The 20,775-nt window shown below is 68.6% G+C and carries 18 protein-coding genes; 14 read left to right on the forward strand and 4 right to left on the reverse strand.

Annotated features, from left to right (window positions below; translation table 11 throughout):
• The 9 genes from VF536_RS04890 to VF536_RS04930 all read left to right on the forward strand — a co-directional run.
• The coding region (locus tag VF536_RS04890) for an SPOR domain-containing protein (protein WP_331613681.1) at positions 1-231 on the forward strand (231 nt) is incomplete at its 5' end.
• A gap of 114 nt (positions 232-345) precedes the next feature.
• The gene (locus tag VF536_RS04895; protein WP_331613682.1) at positions 346-1,026 is read left to right on the forward strand and encodes a thiol:disulfide interchange protein DsbA/DsbL; all 681 of its coding nucleotides are present in this window, start codon (positions 346-348) and stop codon (positions 1,024-1,026) included.
• A gap of 212 nt (positions 1,027-1,238) precedes the next feature.
• Positions 1,239-2,162: an SPFH domain-containing protein gene (locus VF536_RS04900; protein ID WP_331613683.1), complete on the forward strand. Its 924-nt coding sequence runs from the start codon at positions 1,239-1,241 to the stop codon at positions 2,160-2,162.
• 11 nt (positions 2,163-2,173) lie between these two features.
• Positions 2,174-2,437 (forward strand): hypothetical protein, encoded by a 264-nt coding sequence (locus VF536_RS04905; RefSeq protein WP_331613684.1) that lies wholly within the window; start codon positions 2,174-2,176, stop codon positions 2,435-2,437.
• 66 nt (positions 2,438-2,503) lie between these two features.
• Positions 2,504-3,136 (forward strand): TetR/AcrR family transcriptional regulator, encoded by a 633-nt coding sequence (locus VF536_RS04910; protein ID WP_331613685.1) that lies wholly within the window; start codon positions 2,504-2,506, stop codon positions 3,134-3,136.
• A gap of 334 nt (positions 3,137-3,470) precedes the next feature.
• Positions 3,471-4,757 carry a solute carrier family 23 protein gene (locus VF536_RS04915; RefSeq protein WP_331613686.1) on the forward strand — a complete coding sequence of 429 codons (1,287 nt, stop codon included), beginning with the start codon at positions 3,471-3,473 and terminating at the stop codon, positions 4,755-4,757.
• A gap of 12 nt (positions 4,758-4,769) precedes the next feature.
• Positions 4,770-6,851, forward strand: a complete 2,082-nt coding sequence (locus VF536_RS04920; protein ID WP_331613687.1) for a diguanylate cyclase domain-containing protein — start codon at positions 4,770-4,772, stop codon at positions 6,849-6,851.
• The gene (locus VF536_RS04925; protein ID WP_331613688.1) at positions 6,848-8,890 is read left to right on the forward strand and encodes a GGDEF domain-containing protein; all 2,043 of its coding nucleotides are present in this window, start codon (positions 6,848-6,850) and stop codon (positions 8,888-8,890) included. Before VF536_RS04920 ends, VF536_RS04925 begins: the two co-directional genes overlap by 4 nt.
• An 86-nt stretch (positions 8,891-8,976) precedes the next feature.
• Positions 8,977-9,969: a tripartite tricarboxylate transporter substrate binding protein gene (locus VF536_RS04930; protein ID WP_331613689.1), complete on the forward strand. Its 993-nt coding sequence runs from the start codon at positions 8,977-8,979 to the stop codon at positions 9,967-9,969.
• Between the two features lie 115 nt (positions 9,970-10,084).
• Here the strand turns inward: VF536_RS04930 and VF536_RS04935 are convergent, their stop codons facing one another.
• On the reverse strand, positions 10,085-10,870 hold the full coding sequence (locus tag VF536_RS04935; protein WP_331613690.1) for an exodeoxyribonuclease III: 786 nt from the start codon (positions 10,868-10,870) through the stop codon (positions 10,085-10,087).
• A 354-nt stretch (positions 10,871-11,224) separates the two neighbouring features.
• Here VF536_RS04935 and VF536_RS04940 point away from each other — a divergent pair, with 354 nt between their 5' ends.
• From VF536_RS04940 to VF536_RS04950, 3 genes are all read left to right on the forward strand, one after another.
• Positions 11,225-13,483, forward strand: a complete 2,259-nt coding sequence (locus VF536_RS04940) for a TonB-dependent receptor (RefSeq protein ID WP_331613691.1) — start codon at positions 11,225-11,227, stop codon at positions 13,481-13,483.
• A gap of 211 nt (positions 13,484-13,694) precedes the next feature.
• Entirely contained in the window at positions 13,695-14,384 is a 690-nt protein-coding gene (gene pyrE / locus VF536_RS04945; protein WP_331613693.1) for an orotate phosphoribosyltransferase, read from the forward strand.
• Positions 14,384-15,145, forward strand: a complete 762-nt coding sequence (locus tag VF536_RS04950; RefSeq protein ID WP_331613694.1) for a hypothetical protein — start codon at positions 14,384-14,386, stop codon at positions 15,143-15,145. The genes pyrE and VF536_RS04950 overlap by 1 nt, the downstream gene beginning before the upstream one ends.
• 53 nt (positions 15,146-15,198) lie before the next feature.
• On the opposite strand, the gene gatB is transcribed toward VF536_RS04950, so the two are convergent.
• Genes gatB through gatC form a run of 3 tightly spaced genes read right to left on the reverse strand, consistent with a single transcriptional unit; the run spans position 15,199 to position 18,448 of the window.
• On the reverse strand, positions 15,199-16,656 hold the full coding sequence (gene gatB, locus VF536_RS04955) for an Asp-tRNA(Asn)/Glu-tRNA(Gln) amidotransferase subunit GatB (protein ID WP_331613695.1): 1,458 nt from the start codon (positions 16,654-16,656) through the stop codon (positions 15,199-15,201).
• Positions 16,657-16,661: 5 nt separating this feature from the next.
• Positions 16,662-18,152: an Asp-tRNA(Asn)/Glu-tRNA(Gln) amidotransferase subunit GatA gene (gatA, locus tag VF536_RS04960; protein WP_331613696.1), complete on the reverse strand. Its 1,491-nt coding sequence runs from the start codon at positions 18,150-18,152 to the stop codon at positions 16,662-16,664.
• Positions 18,149-18,448, reverse strand: a complete 300-nt coding sequence (gatC, locus tag VF536_RS04965; RefSeq protein ID WP_297524437.1) for an Asp-tRNA(Asn)/Glu-tRNA(Gln) amidotransferase subunit GatC — start codon at positions 18,446-18,448, stop codon at positions 18,149-18,151. The genes gatA and gatC overlap by 4 nt, the downstream gene beginning before the upstream one ends.
• A 358-nt stretch (positions 18,449-18,806) precedes the next feature.
• Between gatC and VF536_RS04970 the strand changes: the two genes are divergently transcribed.
• Positions 18,807-19,850: a rod shape-determining protein gene (locus tag VF536_RS04970; RefSeq protein ID WP_067280645.1), complete on the forward strand. Its 1,044-nt coding sequence runs from the start codon at positions 18,807-18,809 to the stop codon at positions 19,848-19,850.
• Positions 19,851-19,905: 55 nt separating this feature from the next.
• Positions 19,906-20,775: rod shape-determining protein MreC (gene mreC, locus VF536_RS04975; protein ID WP_331613697.1), on the forward strand; the 870-nt coding region annotated here is incomplete at its 3' end.

Consider the following 20,775-nt stretch of genomic DNA (forward strand, 5'->3'; position numbering starts at 1 on the left):
AGCTTCTTCGTCCAGGCCGGCGCCTACACGCGCATGGAAGACGCCGAGCAGCAGCGCGCCAAGCTGGCGATCCAGGGCTTCGCCGCCAAGGTGATGGAGCGCGAACAGTCCGGCCGCACCGTGTTCCGCGTCCGCCTGGGACCGTTCGACACGCGCGACGAGGCCGAGGCGCAGCAGAAGAAGCTCGAGGGCGCCGGTGTCGAGGCCAACCTCGTGGCGATCCAGCGCTGAGCGCCGGCACGCCTCGTACCTCGCCAGACAACGTTAATGCCGCTCTAAGTTTGACTTTCTAGGATGACCGGCCGCTGCGGCGCCGGTCGCAGCGGAACCAACAAGGAATCGAAGATGAAGCGTCGCGAATTCAACGCCCTCACGGCCCTGTCGACCGCCGCGGGCGGTGGTGCGCTCCTGACCGGCGCGCCGGCCCAGGCGCAGGGCGGCCCGGTCGAGGGCCGCCAGTACCAGCGCCTGGCCACGCCGGTGCCGGGCTCGGCGCCGGGCAAGATCGAGGTGATCGAGTTCTTCTGGTACGGCTGCCCGCACTGCTACGTCTTCGAGCCGACGATCGAAGCCTGGGCCAAGCAGCTGCCCGCCGACGTCGTGTACCGCAAGGTCCATGTGGCCTTCCGCGCCAACGTCAAGATCCACCAGCAGCTGTTCTTCACGCTGGAAGCGATGGGCAAGGAAGCGCAGGTGCGCCCCGCCATCTTCAACGCCATCCACCGCGGCGGCCAGGGCCTGACCAACGTCGAGGAGATGGCCAAGTTCCTGGCGCCGCTGGGCGTGGACGCGGCCAAGTTCAAGGAGACCTACAACTCCTTCACCGTGACGACGAAGAGCCAGCAGGCCGAGAAGCTGCAGAACCAGTACAACATCGACGGCGTGCCGACGGTCGCGATCGGCGGGCGTTATCTGACGTCGCCGGCGATGGCCGGTTTCGGGCTGCGCGTCAGCGAGGAAGAACTGGGTCAACGTTGCATCGCCGTCGCCAACTTCCTGCTGCCGTTGGCGCGCAGGGGCGCCTGATCGACCTGATCGTCGTACGGCGACGGCCGCTGGCCCCCACCCTCTCCCGCGATGCGGGAGAGGGAGTCCGGTTGGAGTCCTGCGGAAGCGAAGCGCCCCTTGAGGGCGCTTTCTGCTTTCTGGGCCCCTCCGTTGGGGGGATCGGGGGACAGGGCTTGCGCGATCGTGTGTCCTGGGATTAAAGTGATATCACCTTTTTGGAGGAGTTGGTGATGAGCACGACCGCAGTCCCGAAGACCCCCCTGTCGCGCGCCGCTGCGCCGGCGACGATGGAGCGCCGCGCCGGGACGGCCAATGGCTATGCCGCGCTGCTGATCGGCCTGGGCCTGCTGGCCTACGCCGTCTGGCGCGTCGTCGCGTTCCGCCATGACGCCGTCGACCTGACGCAGCTGACGCTGATCCTGGTGGGCCTGATCCTGCTGTCGGGCCTGTACATCCAGCAGCCCAACGAGGCGCGCCTGCTGACGCTCTTCGGCCGCTACGTCGGCACCGACCGCATCTCCGGCCTGCGCTGGACCGTCCCGCTGTTCATGGCCAAGCGCCGCCTCTCGCTGCGCGCGCGCAACCTGGACGCGCCCACGCTGAAGGTCAACGACAAGCGCGGCAACCCGGTCGAGATCGGCGCGGCGGTGGTGTGGCGGGTCCAGGACACGGCGCGCGCGGTGTTCGAGGTGGACGACTTCGAGCAGTACGTCAGCATCCAGGCGGAAGCCGCGATCCGGCACGTCGCCTCGCAGTTCGCCTACGACGAGGGCGACGACATCGACAGCAAGGAGATCACCCTGCGCGCCGGCGCTGACGAGGTGATGGCCGCGATGATCGCGGAGCTGCAGACGCGCCTCCAGCCTGCGGGTGTCAGCGTCGAGACGGCGATGCTGACCCATCTGGCCTATGCGCCGGAGATCGCGCAGGTGATGCTGCGTCGCCAGCAGGCCGAGGCCATCATCAGCGCCCGCAAGAAGATCGTGCACGGCGCGGTCAGCATGGTCGAGGAAGCGCTCAAGGGCCTGAGCGAGCGTGAGATCGTGCAGCTCGACGACGAGCGCAAGGCGGCGATGGTGTCCAACCTGCTGGTGGTGCTGTGCTCCGACAAGGACACGCAGCCCATCATCAACGCGGGCACGCTCTACAACTGAGCGACGCAGCGATGGGCAGTCCCGGCAAGAAGCAGTTTCCGCTGCGCCTCGATCCGGCGTTGTGGGAGGAGATCGAGCGGCTGGCCGCGATCGAGCTGCGCTCGTCCAACGCCCAGATCGAGATGCTCTTGCGCGAGGCCCTCAAGCGCCGCGGTATCAGACCGGCGCCATCGCCCGTGCCGCGCCGGGGGCGGCCGCCCGCCGGTGATGCCAGTGACGCCGGCGAGAGCGGCGACAGCGGCGAAAGCGGCGAGACCGACGCGATCGACGAATAACCCGTCCGTGGACGCTGCCATGGAGGCAGTCAGCGCACTTCGCACGACCGTGCTAAATTGCGGTCCATGGAAGCCAAGACCGCCCGCAGCGAACTGACGCAGAGCGCCATCGTCGATGTCGCGTTGGAGATGGCGCGCCTGGACGGGCTGGACAGCCTGTCGATCGGCGAGGTGGCCAAGCGGCTGAACCTGTCCAAGAGCGGCGTGTTCTCCCGCATCGGCTCGCGCGAGGCCTTGCAGGCGGCGGTGCTCGATGCCTTCGAGAAGATCTTCCAGCAGGAGGTCATCCTGCCGGCGTTGCGCGAGCCGCGCGGCCTGCCGCGCATGGACGCCATGGTGCGCGCCTGGCTGGCACGCGTCGACGGACCGCATGGCAACTGCCTCTACGTGGCCGGCGCCTTCGAATACGACGACCGCGACGACGTGATGCGCGATCGCCTGCTGGACGGCGTCCGCCGCTGGCGCGGCACGCTGCGGCGCACCTTGCTGCAGGCGCAGGATGCCGGTCAGCTGCGCGCCGACGCAGACCTCGATCAACTGATCTTCGAGCTCGACGGCCTGTTCACCGCGCTCGTGCGCGAGGTGCGTTTCCTGCGCACGCCGGACGCCCTCGACCGGGCCTGGACCAGCTACGGCCGCCTGATGGCGCCGGTGCGGCTGGACCCGGCGCCGTCCGCCACCCCCGTTCCTTCACCCTGAGGTCGACGCCATGTCCCGCATCGGCCCTTCCGTTTCCACCAACTTCGCACGACCGTGCGAAAACGTTCACCGCGTCCGCGCGCATTGAGGAGTCGATCATGACCATCCTGCTGATCCTGAGCCTGCTGTCCGGCGGTGCGTTGTGGCGCGCCTGGGCGTCCTGGCGCCGGCTGATGCGGCAGCTGCCGCGGCGCAACCGCGACATGGTGCTGTTCTGAGCGCACGCCGGGCCGGTACCGAGCCGCCATCGGGCCACCCGGTCACGGGATAAGCCGGAGTGGCGATGCCATGAGCGCTCCTTACACTCGACGGCTTGTCCCATTGAGGAAAGTCCATGGCGTGGTTGATGCGCTGGCGGCCCGTGACCGTCGGCCCCGAGAAGGCGATTGCTCCCGATGAACGCCTGTCCTGGCCGCAGACCGCGGCGCTCGGCCTGCAACATGTGATCGCCATGTTCGGCGCCACCGTGCTGGCGCCGCTGCTGATGGGCTTCGATCCCAACGTCGCCGTGCTGATGAGCGGCGTGGGCACGCTGCTCTTCTTCTTCCTGACCGGCGGTCGCGTGCCGAGCTATCTGGGCTCGAGCTTCGCCTTCATCGGCGTGGTCATCGCCGCGACCGGTTATGCCGGCAGCGGCCCCAATCCCAACCTGCCGCTGGCGCTGGGCGGCATCATCGCCTGCGGTGTGCTGTACACCGCGATCGGCCTGCTGGTGTCGGCCACCGGCAGCGGCTGGGTCGAGAAGCTGATGCCGCCGGTGGTCACCGGCGCGGTGGTCGCGGTGATCGGACTCAACCTCGCGGCGGTACCGATCAAGAACATGGCGCCCACGCCCTTCGACGCCTGGATGCAGGCGGCGACCTTCGTCAGCGTCGCCGGGGTCGCGGTCTATGCGCGCGGGATGCTGCAGCGGCTGCTGATCCTCGCCGGCCTGATCCAGGCCAGCCTGATCTACGCGCTGCTGACCAACGGCTTCGGCCTGGGCGCGCCGATCGACCTGTCCAAGGTCGCGGCGGCGGCCTGGATCGGTCTGCCGCAATTCCACGCCCCGGTCTTCGACGGCGCCGCCATGCTGATGATCGCGCCGGTCGCGTTGATCCTGGTCGCCGAGAACCTCGGCCACCTGAAGGCGGTCGGCGCGATGACCGGCCGCGACATGACGCCCTTCCTCGGTCGCGCCTTCATCGGCGACGGGCTGGCGACCATCGCCAGCGGCGCCGTCGGCGGCACCGGCGTCACGACCTACGCCGAGAACATCGGCGTCATGGCCGCGACCCGCATCTACTCGACGGCGGTCTTCGTCTTCGCGGCGGTGATGGCGCTGGCGCTGGGCTTCTCGCCGAAGTTCGGCGCGTTGATCCAGGCCATCCCGCTGGCGGTGATGGGCGGCGTGAGCATCGTCGTGTTCGGCCTGATCGCGATCGCGGGCGCCCGCATCTGGGTCGACCACCAGGTCGACTTCCGCGATCCGCGCAACCTGATGGTGGCCGCGATCACGTTGGTGATCGGCACGGGTGACTTCACCTTGAAGCTGGGTGGGTTTACGCTGGGCGGCATCGGAACTGCCACCTTCGGCGCCATCCTGCTGCACGCGCTGCTCCGGCGCGCCCGCACGGACTGACCCTCGGCCTTCATGCCCCTCACGCCCTCGGAACTCCGCGCCGTGGCCCTCGCGCTCGTCTTGAGCCTCGGGGTGCCGCTGCTGTCCGGCTGTGGTCCCGGGGACGGCGCAGGATCGGGCCGTTCCGCCGCGTCGGCGGCGCCGGCCGTGCAGGACCGTGCGTTGCAGGCGGAGCTCGAGCAGCAGGAGCGCGTCGGCCAGGCGCATCCGCGCGACCATGTGCGCGAGCTGCAGGCGATCCAAACACGCGCCGCGGCGGGCAGCGCTGAACGGCTGGAGGCGCTGAGCCAACGCGCCGCGCTGCTGGCGCAACTGCGCGACCGCAGCGGCCATGAGGCGGCGCTCGAAGAGATCAAGGCCTGGCCCGAGGCCGCGCCGACGCGGACGCAGATTCCGCTGGCGCTGATGCTGGCGCGCGCGCAGTGGCTGAAGGCGAACGGCGAGCTCGGCGCCGGTGTGCGCCTGCTGGGCGGGCTCTCCGACATCGATGCCGCGACCGCCGACCGGCGCCTGATGTGGCGCGCGACCGAACTGCGCGCCTACATCCAGGGCGACTACGGCGAGGTCGACGCGGCGGTCGAGAGCGGGCTGAAGGCGCTGGAGCAGGCGCGCGCGATGGAGTCGCGCTGGCGCGCCGCGGCCACCGAGGCGACGCTCGCCTTCAACTACTACCGCAGCCAGCAGGTCGACCACGCCAAGCGCACGGCGCGCGAGGCGCTCCAGGCCGCGCAGCAGGACCCCGATCCGGTGCTGCTGTACTCGGTCCATACCATCCTGGGCATCGTGTACTCGCAGGACGAGGATCCGAAGTTCAGCCAGCAGGCCCGCGAACAGGCCCTGCAGTACGCGCGCGAGGCGCAGGCGCCCGGTCTGCAGGCCCTGGCCCTCGGCAACCTCGCGGACTACGAGCTGCGCAGCGGCAACTACGCGCGGGCGCTGGAGATGTCCACGCAAAGCCTGGCACTCGCGCACGAGACGGGCGACATCTCGACCGAGATCCTGGCGCGGCACAACTCGGGCATCGCCAAGATCGGCCTCCGGAAGCTGGATGAAGGCAAGCGCGACGTGCTGCAGGCCATCACGATGGACGCCCAGCGCGAGGCCGGCAGCTACACCGCCGAGTCCTGGCTGGAGCTGGGCACCTACCTGGAGAAGTTCGACGATCTGCCCGGCGCGATCGACGCCTTCCATCAGTCGCGCAGGGAGTTCGACGAGGTGCTGCGCGACGAGACCCGCCGGACGGTGCTGGAAGCGCAGGCGCGCTTCGAGGACCAGCAGCGCCAGCGCGAGATCCGGCTGCTCAACCAGGACAACAGCCTCAAGGCCGAGCAGATCCGCACGCGCGATCTGCAGTTGAAGCTCTGGGCCGAGGTCGGCGGTTGCGTGCTGCTGTCGGGCGCCCTGCTGGCCCTGGCCTACCGGCGCATCCGCCGCACGAATGCGGCGCTGGCGCAGACCAACGAATCGCTGCGCGTGCAGAGCGAGCGCGATCCGCTGACGGGGCTCGCCAACCGGCGCCACTTCCAGCAGGCTGTCGCGCAACGCACGCGCGACGGCGGGCTGCGCGGCAGCCTGTTCCTGATCGACATCGACCATTTCAAGCGCATCAACGACCAATGGGGCCATGCGGCCGGCGACACCGTGCTGGTCGAGGTCGCGCGCCGCCTGCGCGGCGTGCTGCGTGAACAGGACCTGGTCGTGCGCTGGGGCGGCGAGGAGTTCCTGATCCTGGTGAACTCCGAGGCGACCGAGGACGCGCGCCAGCTCGGCCAGCGGCTGCTGGACCAGATGGGCGGCCAGCCGGTCGACCACGGGCCGCTGCGCATCCCGATCAGCGCGTCCATCGGCTTCGCGAGCTTCCCGATGGCGCCGCAGGACCTGACGCTGGAATGGGAACGGGCCATCGACCTCGTCGACACCGTGATGTACATGGCCAAGGCGCATGGCCGCAACAAGGCTTACGGCGTGGCGGCGATGCAGGCGCGCGACCGCGACCAGTTGCTCGCGCTGGCCGGCCGCATCGAGTCCGCCTGGCACCAGGGCCAGGTGCAGCTGGTCAGCCTGCTCGGACCGGCGCAGGAGCCGCGCGCATGACGACACGGGTCCGCGCCCTGCTGACGATCGCCCTGCTGGGGATGGGGCTGGGCATGGCGATGCCGGCGCGCGCGGAGATCCCCGACCGCGCGCTGGATGCGCAGCTCGCGCAGCTGGACCGCTTCGGCTACAACGAGCCGGAGAAGGCGGCGCAGCAACTGCGGGCCTTGCTCGCCGACCCCGCTCACGCCAGCCATCGCCTGCACATCGACTACGCGCTGGGCCGCAACGCGGTCCAGGCCGGACGTCCCGAGGACGTGCGCCGCATCGCCGGCGAGCTGGAGAAGCGGCCGGACGGTCGACCGCTGTCCCGCATGCTGCTGGCCGAGCTGCAGGACCGGCAGGGACAGACCGGCCGCTCCGGCGAGATGGCGCAGCTGGCGCTGGACGAGCTCTCGCCCGCTTGCCCGCCCGCGTCGACGCCGGCGATTCCGCCCGGCTGCGACGCGCGCGCGATGATCCAGGCCCTGCGGCTGGTCGCCCGGGCGCAGGGTGCGCGGGGCGAGTACGCCTTCGCCGAGGCCTCGTTGAGGCGGGCCTTGTCCCTGGCGCAGGCGATCCAGGACCACAGCGTGTCCGGCACGATGATGGGATCGCTGGCGGTCAACAGCCAGGTCCGGGACGAGCCCGCCGCGGCGCAGCAGTGGATGGCCCAGGCCTGGCAGCTCGCGCAGGGCGACATCTCGGCGATGAGCAGGGCGAAGATGGTCGAGTCCATGGTCGCCTCCCGGCGCGGGGACCGGCCGGGCCAGATGGCCGCGCTGGAAGACGCGTTGAGGCTCGCGGAACAGTCGGGCGGGCGTCGCGACGTCGCGCTGCTGCAGAACAACCTGCTCGACGCCTACATCCACACCGACCAGGCCGCCAAGGCCGTGCAGCTCGCGCGTCTGGCGCTGCCGGTGGTGCAGTCCTACAACGACCAGACGGTCGAGCGCACGCTGCGGCACAACCTGTCGGTCGCGCTGGTCCAGCAGCGCCAATTCGAGGCGGCGCGGCGCGAGATCGCCCGGGTTCTCGAGATGGCGCAGGGCGACTTCGATCCCGTGCGTCGCGCCCTGCAGCTGCGGGAACTGGGCGAGGCCTACGCCAAGGTGGGTCAGGCCAAGGAAGCGTTGCGGCTCTATCACGAGGAGCGCGCGCTGAGTGCGGACACGGCGCGGCGCAACCGCGAGTCCTCGCTGCAGCAACTTCGGCTGAAGTACGACAGCGAGGCCAAGCAGCGCGACCTCGAGCTGCTACGCCGCGAGCAGACGCTGAAGGACCGTGAACTCGGCAACCGCCGGCTGGCGCAGTACGTGGGCGTCGGGCTGGCGGCACTGCTGGGCCTGTCGCTGGTCCTGATGGGCGTGATGCTGGCCCGCGTGCGCGGCGCCAACCTCAAGCTGAAGGCCAACCAGAGCCTGCTGCGCGCGCAGAGCGAGCGCGATCCGCTGACGGACCTCGCCAACCGCCGGCATTTCCTCGCGGTCATGGACCGCCATGCGAAGGACATGTTCACCGGCGCGCTGCTGATGATCGACATCGATCACTTCAAGCACGTCAACGACCGTCACGGCCACGCGGCCGGCGACGCCGTGATCATCGAGGTCTCGCGCCGCATCGCGCAGGCGGTGCGGGCGGAGGACCTGGTGGTGCGCTGGGGCGGCGAGGAGTTCCTGGTCTTCGCGCGCAACGTCGCGCCGGACCAGCTGCAGCTGCTGGCCGAGCGCATCCTGTTCATCGTCGGCGGCGAGCCCATCCCTACCCCCGCCGGGGCGTTGCGCGTCACCTGCTCGATCGGCTTCGCGCATTTCCCGCTGCCGCCGGCGCAGCTCGCCCTGCATTGGGAGCAGGCCGTCAACTGGGCCGACATGGCGCTCTACACGGCCAAGTCGCAGGGCCGCAACCGGGCGCGCGGCATCGTCACCGTCGAGGCGGGCGACGCGCAGGCGCTGATCCAGATCGAGGCTGACTTCGACGCTGCCTGCAGCTCCGAGCGCGTCCAGCTCCAGACCCTCCTCGGACCGGCGTCGCCGGAAGCGCCGGAGGCCGCCGCGTAGACGGGCCACGGGCCGGGGCCGTCCGCCGCATCGAGATTGCATCGCCTTTTCCGCCTGCATCGAGATCACAACAAGGAGACGTCCCCATGAGCCTGAACCGCCGCGACCTGCTCGCGCTGTCCTCCACCCTCTGGCTGCCGGCACTGGTCCGTGCGCAGTCGGCCTGGCCTTCGCGGCCGTTGCGCATCGTCGTGCCCTTCCCGCCCGCAGGCACCACCGACCTCATGGCCCGTGCGATGGCGCCGGAGCTTCAGAAGGCGCTGGGCCAGCCGGTCGTCGTCGAGAACAAGCCCGGCGCGGGCGGCAACACCGGCTCGGCCGACGTGGCGCATGCGACCGACGGGCACTCGCTGCTGATGGGCACGGTGGGCACGCATGCGATCAACCAGTCGCTGTACCCGAAGATGCCCTTCGACCCGGTCAAGGACTTCGCGCCGATCACGCTGGTCGCGGCGGTGCCCAACGTGCTGGTGATGAATCCGGCGAACGCGCAGAAGTACGGCATCAACAGCGTCGCCGACCTGGCGCGCGTCGCCAAGGCCAATCCGGGCAAGCTGAACATGTGCTCGAGCGGCAACGGCACCTCGATCCACCTGGCGGGGGAACTGTTCAAGAGCCTGACCGGCACCTACATGATCCACTTCCCGTACCGCGGCTCGGGCCCGGCGTTGCTGGACCTGATGGGCGGGAACATGGACCTGATGTTCGACAACCTGCCCTCCGCGATGCCGCACATCAAGTCGGGCAAGTTGAAGGCCATCGCGGTGACCAGCGCGAAGCGCAGCGAGGCGCTGCCCGACCTGCCGACGATCGCCGAGAGCGGCGTGCCGGAGCTCAAGGCCTTCGAGGCCTCGTCGTGGTTCGGGCTGCTGGCGCCGATCGCGCAGCCGGCGGATCAGGTCGCGCGCGTGCAGCGCGAGGTGGCGAAGGCCCTGGCAACGCCCGTGATCAAGGAGCGTCTGGCCGCACAGGGCGCGGTGCCCGGTGGCGGCACCAGCGCCGAATTCGCTGCGCTCATCGCGCGCGAGACGGCGAAGTGGGCCAAGGTGGTGAAGGTGTCCGGCGCGAAGGTCGACTGAACGGACCCCTCGATCCGAAGCCGGCGCTGCCGGCGCCCCTCAGAGCGAATGCCGAGCGTGAAGGGGCGCCGGCAGCGTCGGCTGACGCAGTCAAAGAAGGAAAGGCGCCGCCGGCTCAGAACTTGAAGTCGTAATCGATCGTCAACGGCGCGTGGTCGCTGAAGCGCTGGTCGAGGTAGATCGCCTCGCGCGTGGCCAGGTGGGCCATGCCGGGCGTGGCCAGGTGGTAGTCCAGCCGCCAGCCCACGTTCTTCGCCCAGGCCTGGCCGCGGTTGCTCCACCACGTGTACTGCTCGGGCTTGTCGTTGAGCACGCGGAAGACGTCGACCAGTCCGATGTCCTTCTCGAGCAGGCGCGTCATCCAGTCGCGCTCCTCCGGAAGGAAGCCGCTGTTCTTGCGGTTGCCCTTCCAGTTCTTGAGGTCGATCTCCTTGTGGGCGATGTTGACGTCGGCCACGAGGATGAACTCGCGCTCGGCGCGCAGGGCCATCAGGTAGGGGTACATCTCCGCCAGGAAGCGGAACTTCGCGGCCTGGCGCTCTTCGCCGCTGGAGCCGCTGGGGAAGTAGCAGCTGATCAGGCTGAGCTTGCGCCCGGGCTTGTCGAAGCGCTTCTCGATCCAGCGGCCTTCGTTGTCGAACTCGGTGCTGCCGAAGCCGACGATCACGTCGCTGGGCGTCTCCTTCGTGTAGAGACCGACACCCGAGTAGCCCTTCTTCTGCGCGTAGTGGAAGTGCCCGGTGAGGGTGTCGTAGCCCGCGAACTGGGACTCGACGACGTCGGCCTGCGCCTTGAGTTCCTGCACGCCGACCACGTCGGCATGCTGCGGCGGCAGCCAGTCGAAGACGCCCTTGGTGGCGGCCGAGCGGATGCCGTTGAGGTTGAGGGTGATGAAGCGCATGGGCGGTGGACGGATGACCTCTGGAAGAGGGCGGCAGTATCGCAAAGCCTCGCTCCGAAGTTGGCAGCAGTGGGGGATCACACCCCCTCCGCTGGTGGGCTCGCCATGCACCACGTAGCGGCCGCCTTCTGCGCCGTCCACGCCCATTCGGGCGACACGCGAGCAGGTGCAGTGTTTGGGCAACAGAAAGTGCACCTCGGTGGTGCGTAGGGTGACGTCTTTATGACGAACTTGCTAGATTCGCGTCCACCGCGCCAACCCGCGCCCTCATTTTTGCTGTCTGTGACCCCGGTTTATCCATCGGTGCCGCAGCCGGTACCCCCGGTTTCCCATCCTTCCCCGGAGTACTCCCCCATGAATCGATTCGCCACCCAGCGCGCTGCCGTTCCGGCCCTGCGCGAGGCCGCCGCGGCTGTCTCGCTGGCCCTGCTCGCCTGGCCCGTGATGGCCCAGGAAGCCGCCGATGCGCCCGCCAAGGAAAAGGGTCAGCTCGAGACGGTGACCATCACCGCCGAGCGCCGGGTCGAGAACATCAAGGAAGTGCCGAACGCGGTCACCAAGATCTCCGGCGAGAAGCTGGACGTGCTGAACTCCGCCGGCCAGGACGTGCGTTTCCTGTCGGGACGCGTGCCCAGCCTGAACATCGAATCGTCGTTCGGTCGCGCCTTCCCGCGCTTCTACATCCGCGGCTACGGCAACACCGACTTCCGCCTGAACGCCTCGCAGCCGGTCTCGCTGGTGTACGACGACGTGGTCCAGGAGAACCCGATCCTGAAGGGCTTCCCGGCCTTCGACCTGGCCGCCGTCGAAGTCGTGGCGGGCCCGCAGGGCACGCTCTACGGCCGCAACACGCCGGCCGGCGTGGTGAAGTTCGATTCGGTGAAGCCGTCGCAGCGCCAGGAAGGCTACCTGAACGTCTCCTACGGCAACTACGGGACGATGAACCTGGAAGGCGCCGCCAACGTGCCGCTGACCGGCGACTGGTCCGCCCGCATCTCCGCGCAGATCCAGCATCGTGACGACTGGGTCAAGAACCAGGTGCCCACCGGCAAGACCGGCGAGCTCGAGGGCTACGACGACCGCGCCCTGCGCCTGCAGGCGCTGTACCAGCCGCACAAGGACTTCAGCGCGCTGTTCAACTTCCACGGCCGCGACCTGAAGGGCAGCGCGCGCGTGTTCCGCTCCTCGATCATCAAGACCGGCACCAACGACCTGGTCGACGGCTTCGATCCCGAGAAGGCCTACACCGACGGCGTCAACGAGCAGACCCTGCACGCCACCGGCGGCAGCGCCCGCCTGCGCTGGGGCCTGGGCGCGATCAACCTGTACTCGATCACCGGCTACGAGTCGGTGCGCCCGTTCAGCCGCGGCGACGTGGACGGCGGCTTCGAATACTTCGGCCCCAAGCCCTACACGCACGAGGGCCAGGCGACCTTCCCGGCTGAATCGTCGAGCTCGATGAGCGGCCACCGCCAGATCACGCAGGAATTCCGCGTCGAGTCCGCCGCGCCCGGCCCGCTGCGTTGGCAAGGCGGCCTGTACTTCTTCGACGAACGCTACACCGCCCGCAGCACCGACTACACGACCGCGACCGGCGTCGCCGCCGGCTACGTCGACACGTACCAGAAGAACACCGCGTGGGCGGCCTTCGGCTCGGTGAACTACGCGGTCACGCAAGACTTCCAGCTGCGTGGCGGCCTGCGCTTCACGCACGACAAGAAGGACGTCAAGGTCACCAGCGATTACACCGACCTGAACACCTCCACCGGCGTCACGGCCAACACCGGCGACTCCAAGTGGAACTGGGACGTGTCGGGCACCTACAAGCTGACCAACGAGACCAACGTCTACGCCCGCGTGGCCACCGGCTTCCGCGCGTCGTCGGTCCAGGGCGCGTCGCGCTTCGCGGGTCAATCGCAGGCCGCGCCGGAAAACGTCACTTCCTACGAAGTGGGCGTGAAGTCGGACTTCTGGGATCGTCGCGCACGCCTGTCGGCCAGCGCCTTCACCTACACCGTGAAGGACCTGCAGCTGACCGCCGTCGGCGGCCAGAACAACGCCAACCGTCTGCTGAACGCCAAGAAGGCGGAAGGCAACGGCGTCGAGCTGAACCTGGAAGTCCTGCCGGTCGATCAGCTGCTGATCACCCTGGGCGGCAGCCTGAACAACACCAAGATCCGCGACAACACGCTGTCGCTGCCGGCTTGCGGCGGCGGTTGCACGATGACGGATCCGCTGGTGGCCGGCTCGACGACCAACTACAGCATCGACGGCAATCCGCTGCCGAACGCGCCGAAGTGGGTCGCCAACCTGACCGCGCGTTATTCGATCCCGACCGCGGGCGGCAATGAGTTCTACATCTACACCGACTGGGCCTACCGCTCGAAGGTCAACTTCTTCCTGTACGAGGCCAAGGAGTTCACCGGCAAGTCGCTGACCGAAGGCGGCCTGCGCGTCGGCTACATCTGGAACAACGGCAAGTATGAGGTCGCCGGCTTCGTCCGCAACATCACGGACCAGATCCGTGTGACGGGCGCGATCGACTTCAACAACAACACCGGCTTCATCAACGACCCGCGCACCTACGGCGTCCAGTTCAAGGCGATCTTCTGATCGGCTGAACCGCACCGCATCGCGCAGCACAGCGGCCCGCGGGCCGCCCTGCAAAAAACAGGCCTGCTTCCGGCGACGGGGCAGGCCTTCTTCTTGCTTTGAACGGCTGGATTCAGGCGACATGACGCGTTGCGTCACCCCCGGGTCATCCAAGACCCGCGCCCTACAATCCCGCCCCAATTTCACTGTCACGTCTCGACGTCGCGCCGCCATGACCACCGCCGCCTCCCACCAGGATTCCCAGGACGCCCTGGCCCAGGAATTCGTCGCCTTCGCCGTCGACACCGGCGTGCTGCGCTTCGGCGAGTTCAAGACCAAGGCGGGTCGCCTGAGCCCGTACTTCTTCAATGCCGGACTGTTCGACGACGGCCTCAAGATCGGCCGCCTGGCGCAGTTCTACGCGCAGCGGCTGCTGGCCTCGGGCGTCGAGTTCGACATGATCTTCGGCCCCGCCTACAAGGGCATCACGCTGGCCGCGGCCGTCGCGATCGAGCTGGCGCGGCTGGGCCACAACAAGCCCTTCGCCTATAACCGCAAGGAAGCCAAGGACCATGGCGAGGGCGGCACGCTGGTCGGCGCCAAGGTCCAGGGCCGCGTGCTGATCATCGACGACGTCATCTCCGCCGGTACCTCGGTGCGCGAATCGATCGCGATGATCCAGGCCGCCGGCGCCACGCCCTGCGGCGTGGCCATCGCGCTGGACCGCCAGGAGAAGGCGGCCGAGAACGGTCAGGATCTTCCCTGGTCGGCGGTACAGTACGTGCGTGACCAGTTGAAGCTGCCGGTCGTCGCCATTGCGGGGCTGTCGGACCTGCTGCAGTATTTGCAGACCACCAGCAGTGCCGCCGTCTCCGCTCACGCGACGGCGGTCCATGCCTACAGAGATCGCTACGGAGTCTGATGCGCGCTTCCCTCACACGCCGTCTGCTGCCTCGACCGATCGGGAGGTCGACGCTGTCCGGTCTGCTGCTGACCAGCGCGCTGGCGGGCGCCGCCTGGGCGCAGACCAAGCCAGCGCCGCCGCCCAACATCTACACCTGCACGACGCCCGATGGCCGTCGGCTGACGTCCGATCGACCCATCCCGGAATGCCAGTCGCGTGAGCAGCGCGTGCTGAACTCCGACGGCTCGGTCCGCAAGATGGTGCCGCCCGCGATGTCGCCCGAGGAGCAGTCGGCCTTCGATCAGCGCAAGCGCATGGAGGAGGTCCAGCGCGCCGCTCAGCAGGATGCGATCCGTCGCGACCGGAACCTGCTGCAGCGGTATGCCGATCAGGCCACGCATCAGCGTGCGCGAGAGGCGGCGCTCGACGACATCCGCGAAGCGATGCAGCAGTCCGAGAAGCGCCTGCAGGTGCTCGCGGCGGAGCGCAAGCCGATGCTGGACGATGCGGAGTTCTACAAGGGCAAGCGCATGCCGATGAAGCTGCAGCACCAGCTCGACATGAACGATACGGCTGCCACCGCCCAGCGTGAGTCCATCGACAACCAGAAGGCCGAGATGGTGCGCGTCAACAAGCTCTATGACGAGGAGCTGGCGCGGCTGAAGCGGCTGTGGGCAGGCGCGGCGCCGGGCTCGCTGGAAAAGGCCGCGACGCCCGCCGCGTCGCAGCCCGTGCCGGCGAAGCCGCCGGTGCAGGCCTCCCCGGCCAGCGGGCGCTGATGCGCTGATGCGCGGCGCGGAGGCCGTTCAGGCCTCCGCCGTCAGCAGCTTGGTCAGGTGCCGAGCTTCTTCTTCAGCAGGTCATTGACGGCCGACGGATTGGCCTTGCCCTTCGTCGCCTTCATCGCCTGACCGACGAGTGCGTTGAACGCCTTTTCCTTGCCGGCACGGAACTCCTCGACCGACTTGGCGTTGGCCGCGAGCACTTCGTCGAGGATGCGCTCGAGTTCGCCGGTGTCGCTCATCTGCTTGAGGCCCTTGATGTCGATGAGCGCATCGACATCGGTGCCCTCACCCGTCCACAGCGCCTCGAAGACCTGTTTCGCCGCGTTGTTGGAGATCGTCCCGTCCTGGATGCGCCTGATCAGCGCGGCCAGCACGAGCGGCGTCACCGGCGCGTCCTCGATGGCGCGTTCCTCGGTGTTGAGCCGGCGCGAGACCTCGCCCATCACCCAGTTCGCGACCAGCTTGGGTGCGCCGCAGCCGTCGCGCGCGGCTTCGTAGAAGCGCGCCGTCGCCAGGCTCTGCGTCATCATCGTCGCGTCGTAGGCGGGCAGGCCGTCGGCCTCCTGGAAACGCGCGGCCATCACGGTCGGCAGTTCGGGCATCTCGCTGCGCACGCGGTCGACCCATTCGGCCGAGATCATCAGCGGCGGCAGGTCCGGGTCCGGGAAGTAGCGGTAATCGGCCGCGTCTTCCTTCGTGCGCATCGAGCGGGTCTCGCCGGTGTCCGGGTTGTAGAGCACCGTCGCCTGCTGGATCTTCAGACCGTCCTCGATCTGGTCGATCTGCCAGTTGACCTCGTAGTTCACCGCGTCGACCAGGTAGCGGAAGCTGTTGAGGTTCTTGATCTCGCGCCGCGTCCCGAACTCCGGCGCGCCGGGCTTGCGCACCGAGACGTTGACGTCGCAGCGGAACGAGCCTTCCTGCATGTTGCCGTCGCAGATGCCCAGCCACATCACCAGCGCGTGCAGCGTCTTCGCGTACTCGACGGCCTCGGCGCCGGAGCGCATCTCGGGCTCGGAGACGATCTCGAGCAGCGGCGTGCCGGCGCGGTTCAGGTCGATGCCCGACTGACCGTGGTAGTCCTCGTGCAGGCTCTTGCCGGCGTCCTCTTCCAGGTGCGCGCGGGTGAGCTTCACGACCTTCTTCTCGTCGCCGACGAAGAACTCGATGTGGCCGCCCTGCACGACGGGGATCTCGTACTGGCTGATCTGGTAGCCCTTGGGCAGGTCCGGATAGAAGTAGTTCTTGCGCGCGAAGATCGACAGCGGCGCCACCTTCGCGCCGACCGACAGGCCGAAGCGGATGGCGCGCTCGACCGCGCCGCGGTTCAGCACCGGCAGCGTGCCCGGCAGCGCCAGGTCGACCGCGCTGGCCTGCGTGTTGGGGGCCGCGCCGAAGGCGGTCGAGGACCCGCTGAAGATCTTCGAGTCGGTCGAGAGTTGGACGTGGTTCTCCAGGCCGATGACGACCTCGTAGCCCCGCACCAGTTGACTGTTCTTGCTCATGACGTTCACACCCCTGCCGGCGTCTGGCGATGCCAGTCGGTGGCCTGTTGCAGCGCGTGCGCGGCGTGCAGCAGCGTGCCTTCCTTGAAGTAGTTGCCCAGCAGCTGCAGGCCCACCGGCATGCCGCCCTCGCCGCTGCCGACCGGCACGCTCATGCCGGGCAGGCCGGCCAGCGAGCCGGGCAGCGTGAAGATGTCGGCCAGGTAGGCCTTGACCGGATCGTCCGCGCCTTCGCCCTGCTTCCACGCGACCGTCGGCGCCACCGGGCCGGCGATCAGGTCGCAGTGCTGGAAGGCCTGCTGGAAGTCGTCCGCGATCATGCGGCGCAGCTTCTGCGCCTGCAGGTAGTAGGCGTCGTAGTAGCCGTGCGAGAGCACGTAGCTGCCGATCATGATCCGCCGCTTGACCTCGGCGCCGAAGCCTTCGGCGCGGGTCTTCTCGTACATGTCGATCAGGTTGCCGTAGTCCTTGGCGCGGTGCCCGAACTTCACGCCGTCGAAGCGCGACAGGTTCGAGCTCGCCTCGGCCGGAGCGATGATGTAGTACACGGGAATGGCGAGCTCGGTGCGCGGCAGCGACACGTCCACCAGCGTCGCGCCGAGCTTCTCCAGCTCCGCCAGACCCGCGCGCACGGCGCCGTTCACGTCGGCGGACAGGGCGGCCGGGAAGAACTCCTTCGGCAGGCCGATGCGCAGGCCCTTCAACGGTTGCGCGGCGGTTGCGCCCTCACGCGCCGTCAGCATCTGCGCGCTGAAGTCCTGCGGCGGTTGCTGCACGCTGGTGGCGTCGCGTTCATCGAAACCGCTCATCGTGGACAGCAGCAGCGCGCAGTCCTCCGCCGAGCGTGCGAACACGCCGGCCTGGTCCAGGCTGGACGCGAACGCGATCATCCCGTAGCGCGAGCACACGCCGTAGGTCGGCTTGATGCCGGTGATGCCCGAGAAGCTGGCCGGCTGGCGGATCGAGCCGCCGGTGTCGGTGCCGGTCGTCGCGGGGACGAGGCCGGCCGCCACGGCGACCGCCGAACCGCCCGACGAGCCGCCCGGCACGCGGGTGCGGTCCCAGGGGTTCAGCGCCTTGAAGTAGGCGCTGTTCTCGTTGGCGGAGCCCATCGCGAACTCGTCGCAGTTCAGCTTGCCCAGCGAGACGGTGCCGGCGGCGTTCAGCCGCTCGACGACGGTGGCGTCGAAGGGGCTGAGGTAACCCTCGAGCATCTTCGAGCCGGCCGTGGTCGGCATGTCGCGGGTGACGAAGATGTCCTTGTGCGCGAGCGGCACGCCGATCAGCGCGCCGGCTTCGCCCTGCGCCAGGCGCGCGTCGGCGTCCTTGGCCCGGGACAGCGCGTAGGCTTCGTCGATGTGCAGGAAGGCGCCGAGATCCTTCGCTGCGGCAACACGCGCAAGCAGATGTTGCGTCAGCTCGGTGCTGGAGACGGTCTTGGCGCGCAAGGCGCGGCCTAGCTCGGCCACGCCGAGGTGGTGGAGGGGCGGGGTCATTCGATGACTTTCGGGACCAGGAACAGGCCGTCCTCGACGGCGGGAGCGCTGCGCTGGTTGAGCTCGCGCTGGTCGGTTTCGGTGACGCGGTCCTCGCGCAGCCGCAGGGCCACTTCCTGGACCGCCGACAGCGGCGTGTAGAGGGGATCGACACCGCTGGTGTCGACCGCGCCCATCTGCTCGACGATCGAGAAGAAGCCGTTGAGCTGCGGCAGCAGCGCGGCCTGCTCGTCGCCGGAAAGTTGCAGCCGGGCCAGTTTGGCGATGCGGCTGACGTCGTCGTGGGTGAGTGCCATGGGAATGTCTCGTGGGCCGGTCGGACAAGCAGGGCGCCCGGCGCGCGAATCATTCGATGAACGCTGACGGAAGCCTTGCAGACGGGCCAAACCAGGGGGTGATCAGTTATTATCCCCGCTTATCTCCATGAGCCGAGGCTGCCAGCGCAGCCTCGTTCCTTATGGCAAGGAATCTCGCTCGCGCGGACGCCGCCGGTCCGCGCGGTATACCGACCCGAACCGCCCCGAATCGCAGCCGCCCGGACAGAACGCAGACGAACGCCGCTTGATGCCGTCGAATGCCGCCGATTGCGTGTAGTTCGACGATGACGGGCGGCTCCAGGTGCCGAAGCGTCTTGTCCAGGTCTTGCCTACACACATGTTCGCCTCCCTGCGCCGCTACTTCTCTACCGACCTCGCCATCGACCTGGGCACCGCCAACACGCTGATCTACGTCCGCGGAAAAGGCGTGGTGCTGGACGAGCCCTCCGTCGTCGCCATCCGCCACGAAGGCGGTCCGAACGGCAAGAAAACGATCCAGGCCGTCGGCCACGAAGCCAAGGCCATGCTGGGCAAGGTGCCCGGCAACATCGAGGCGATCCGCCCGATGAAGGACGGCGTGATCGCCGACTTCGTGGTGACGGAGCAGATGATCAAGCAGTTCATCAAGATGGTGCACGACACCAAGCTGCTGCGTCCGTCGCCCCGCATCATCATCTGCGTCCCCTGCGGCTCCACGCAGGTCGAGAAGCGCGCCATCCGCGACGCCGCGCTGGGCGCGGGCGCCTCGGAGGTCTACCTGATCGAGGAACCGATGGCCGCCGCGATCGGCGCCGGCCTGCCGGTGTCGGAAGCCTCGGGCTCGATGGTCATCGACATCGGCGGCGGCACGACCGAGGTCGGCGTGATCTCGTTGGGCGGCATGGTCTACAAGGGCTCGGTCCGCGTCGGCGGCGACAAGTTCGACGAGGCCATCATCAACTACATCCGCCGCAACTACGGCATGTTGATCGGCGAGCCGACCGCGGAGTCCATCAAGAAGAACATCGGTTCGGCCTTCCCCGGCTCCGAGGTCAAGGAGATGGAAGTCAAAGGTCGCAACCTCAGCGAAGGCGTGCCGCGCAGCTTCACGATCTCGTCCAACGAGATCCTGGAAGCGCTGACCGACCCGCTGAACCAGATCGTCTCGGCCGTGAAGAACGCGCTGGAGCAGACCCCGCCGGAACTGGGCGCCGACATCGCCGAACGCGGCATGATGCTGACCGGCGGCGGCGCGCTGCTGCGTGACCTGGATCGTCTGCTGGCCGAGGAAACCGGTCTGCCGGTGCTTGTGGCCGAAGACCCGTTGACTTGCGTCGTTCGTGGCTGTGGCATGGCGCTGGAGCGCATGGAGCGCCTCGGCTCCATCTTCACGAACGAATAAGTGGATGCGGCCTCAGACGGCCGCCTTGCGTTGAATCTCCTCTGCTGAGATCTTCATGCCTCTCGGCACCCTCGACCGCAATCCACCGCCGCTGTTCCGCGAAGGCCCGTCCGCGCTGACGAAGCTGGCCTTCTGTGCGGCGCTGGCGGTCTTCCTCATGGTGGCGGACTCCCGCTTCCAGGTCACGGCGCCCGCCCGCGCGGGACTGGCGCTCGCGCTGCATCCCTTGCAGCGCGCGCTGCTGGCGCCCGTCGATGCCTGGGAGCAGGCCGGCGATTACGCCCGCGGCATGGAGAAGGCCACCGAGGCCGAGAACCAGGCCCGGCAGCAGCTCGCCTCGCAGGCGGTCATCCTGAGCCGTGCCGCGCAGTTGCAGGCAGAGAACACGCGCCTGCGCGCGCTGCTCGACCTGCGCGACGCGCTGCCGGTGAAGGGCCTTGCGGCCGAGGTGCTCTATGAAGCGCCGGACCCGTTCTCGCGCCGCATCGTCATCGATCGCGGCGGCCATCGGGGCGTTCGCCTCGGCGCGCCGGTGGTCAACGATGCGGGTGTGCTCGGCCAGGTGACGCGGGTCTATCCGCTGTCCGCCGAGGTGACCCTGCTGACCGATCGCGACGCCACCATTCCCGTGCTCAACACCCGCACGCAGCAGCGCGGCGTCGCCTACGGCGGCGAGCGCGGCGTGATGGAGCTGCGCTTCATCGCCGCCAACGCCGACATCAAGCCCGGCGACGCGCTGGCGACCTCGGGCCTGGACGGCCTCTATCCGCCGGGTCTGCCGGTGGCGAAGGTCGCCGAAGTCGAGCGCCGCGGGGACACGAGCTTCGCGCGTGTCGGCCTGGCGCCCATCGCGCAGCCCGACAGTGCGCGTCATGTGCTGGTGCTGGAACCGTTGGAAGGCCAGGAGTCGGCCCGCACCGAAGCC

Source organism: Roseateles sp., assembly GCF_036486225.1.
Classification (GTDB): Bacteria; Pseudomonadota; Gammaproteobacteria; order Burkholderiales; family Burkholderiaceae_C; genus Roseateles.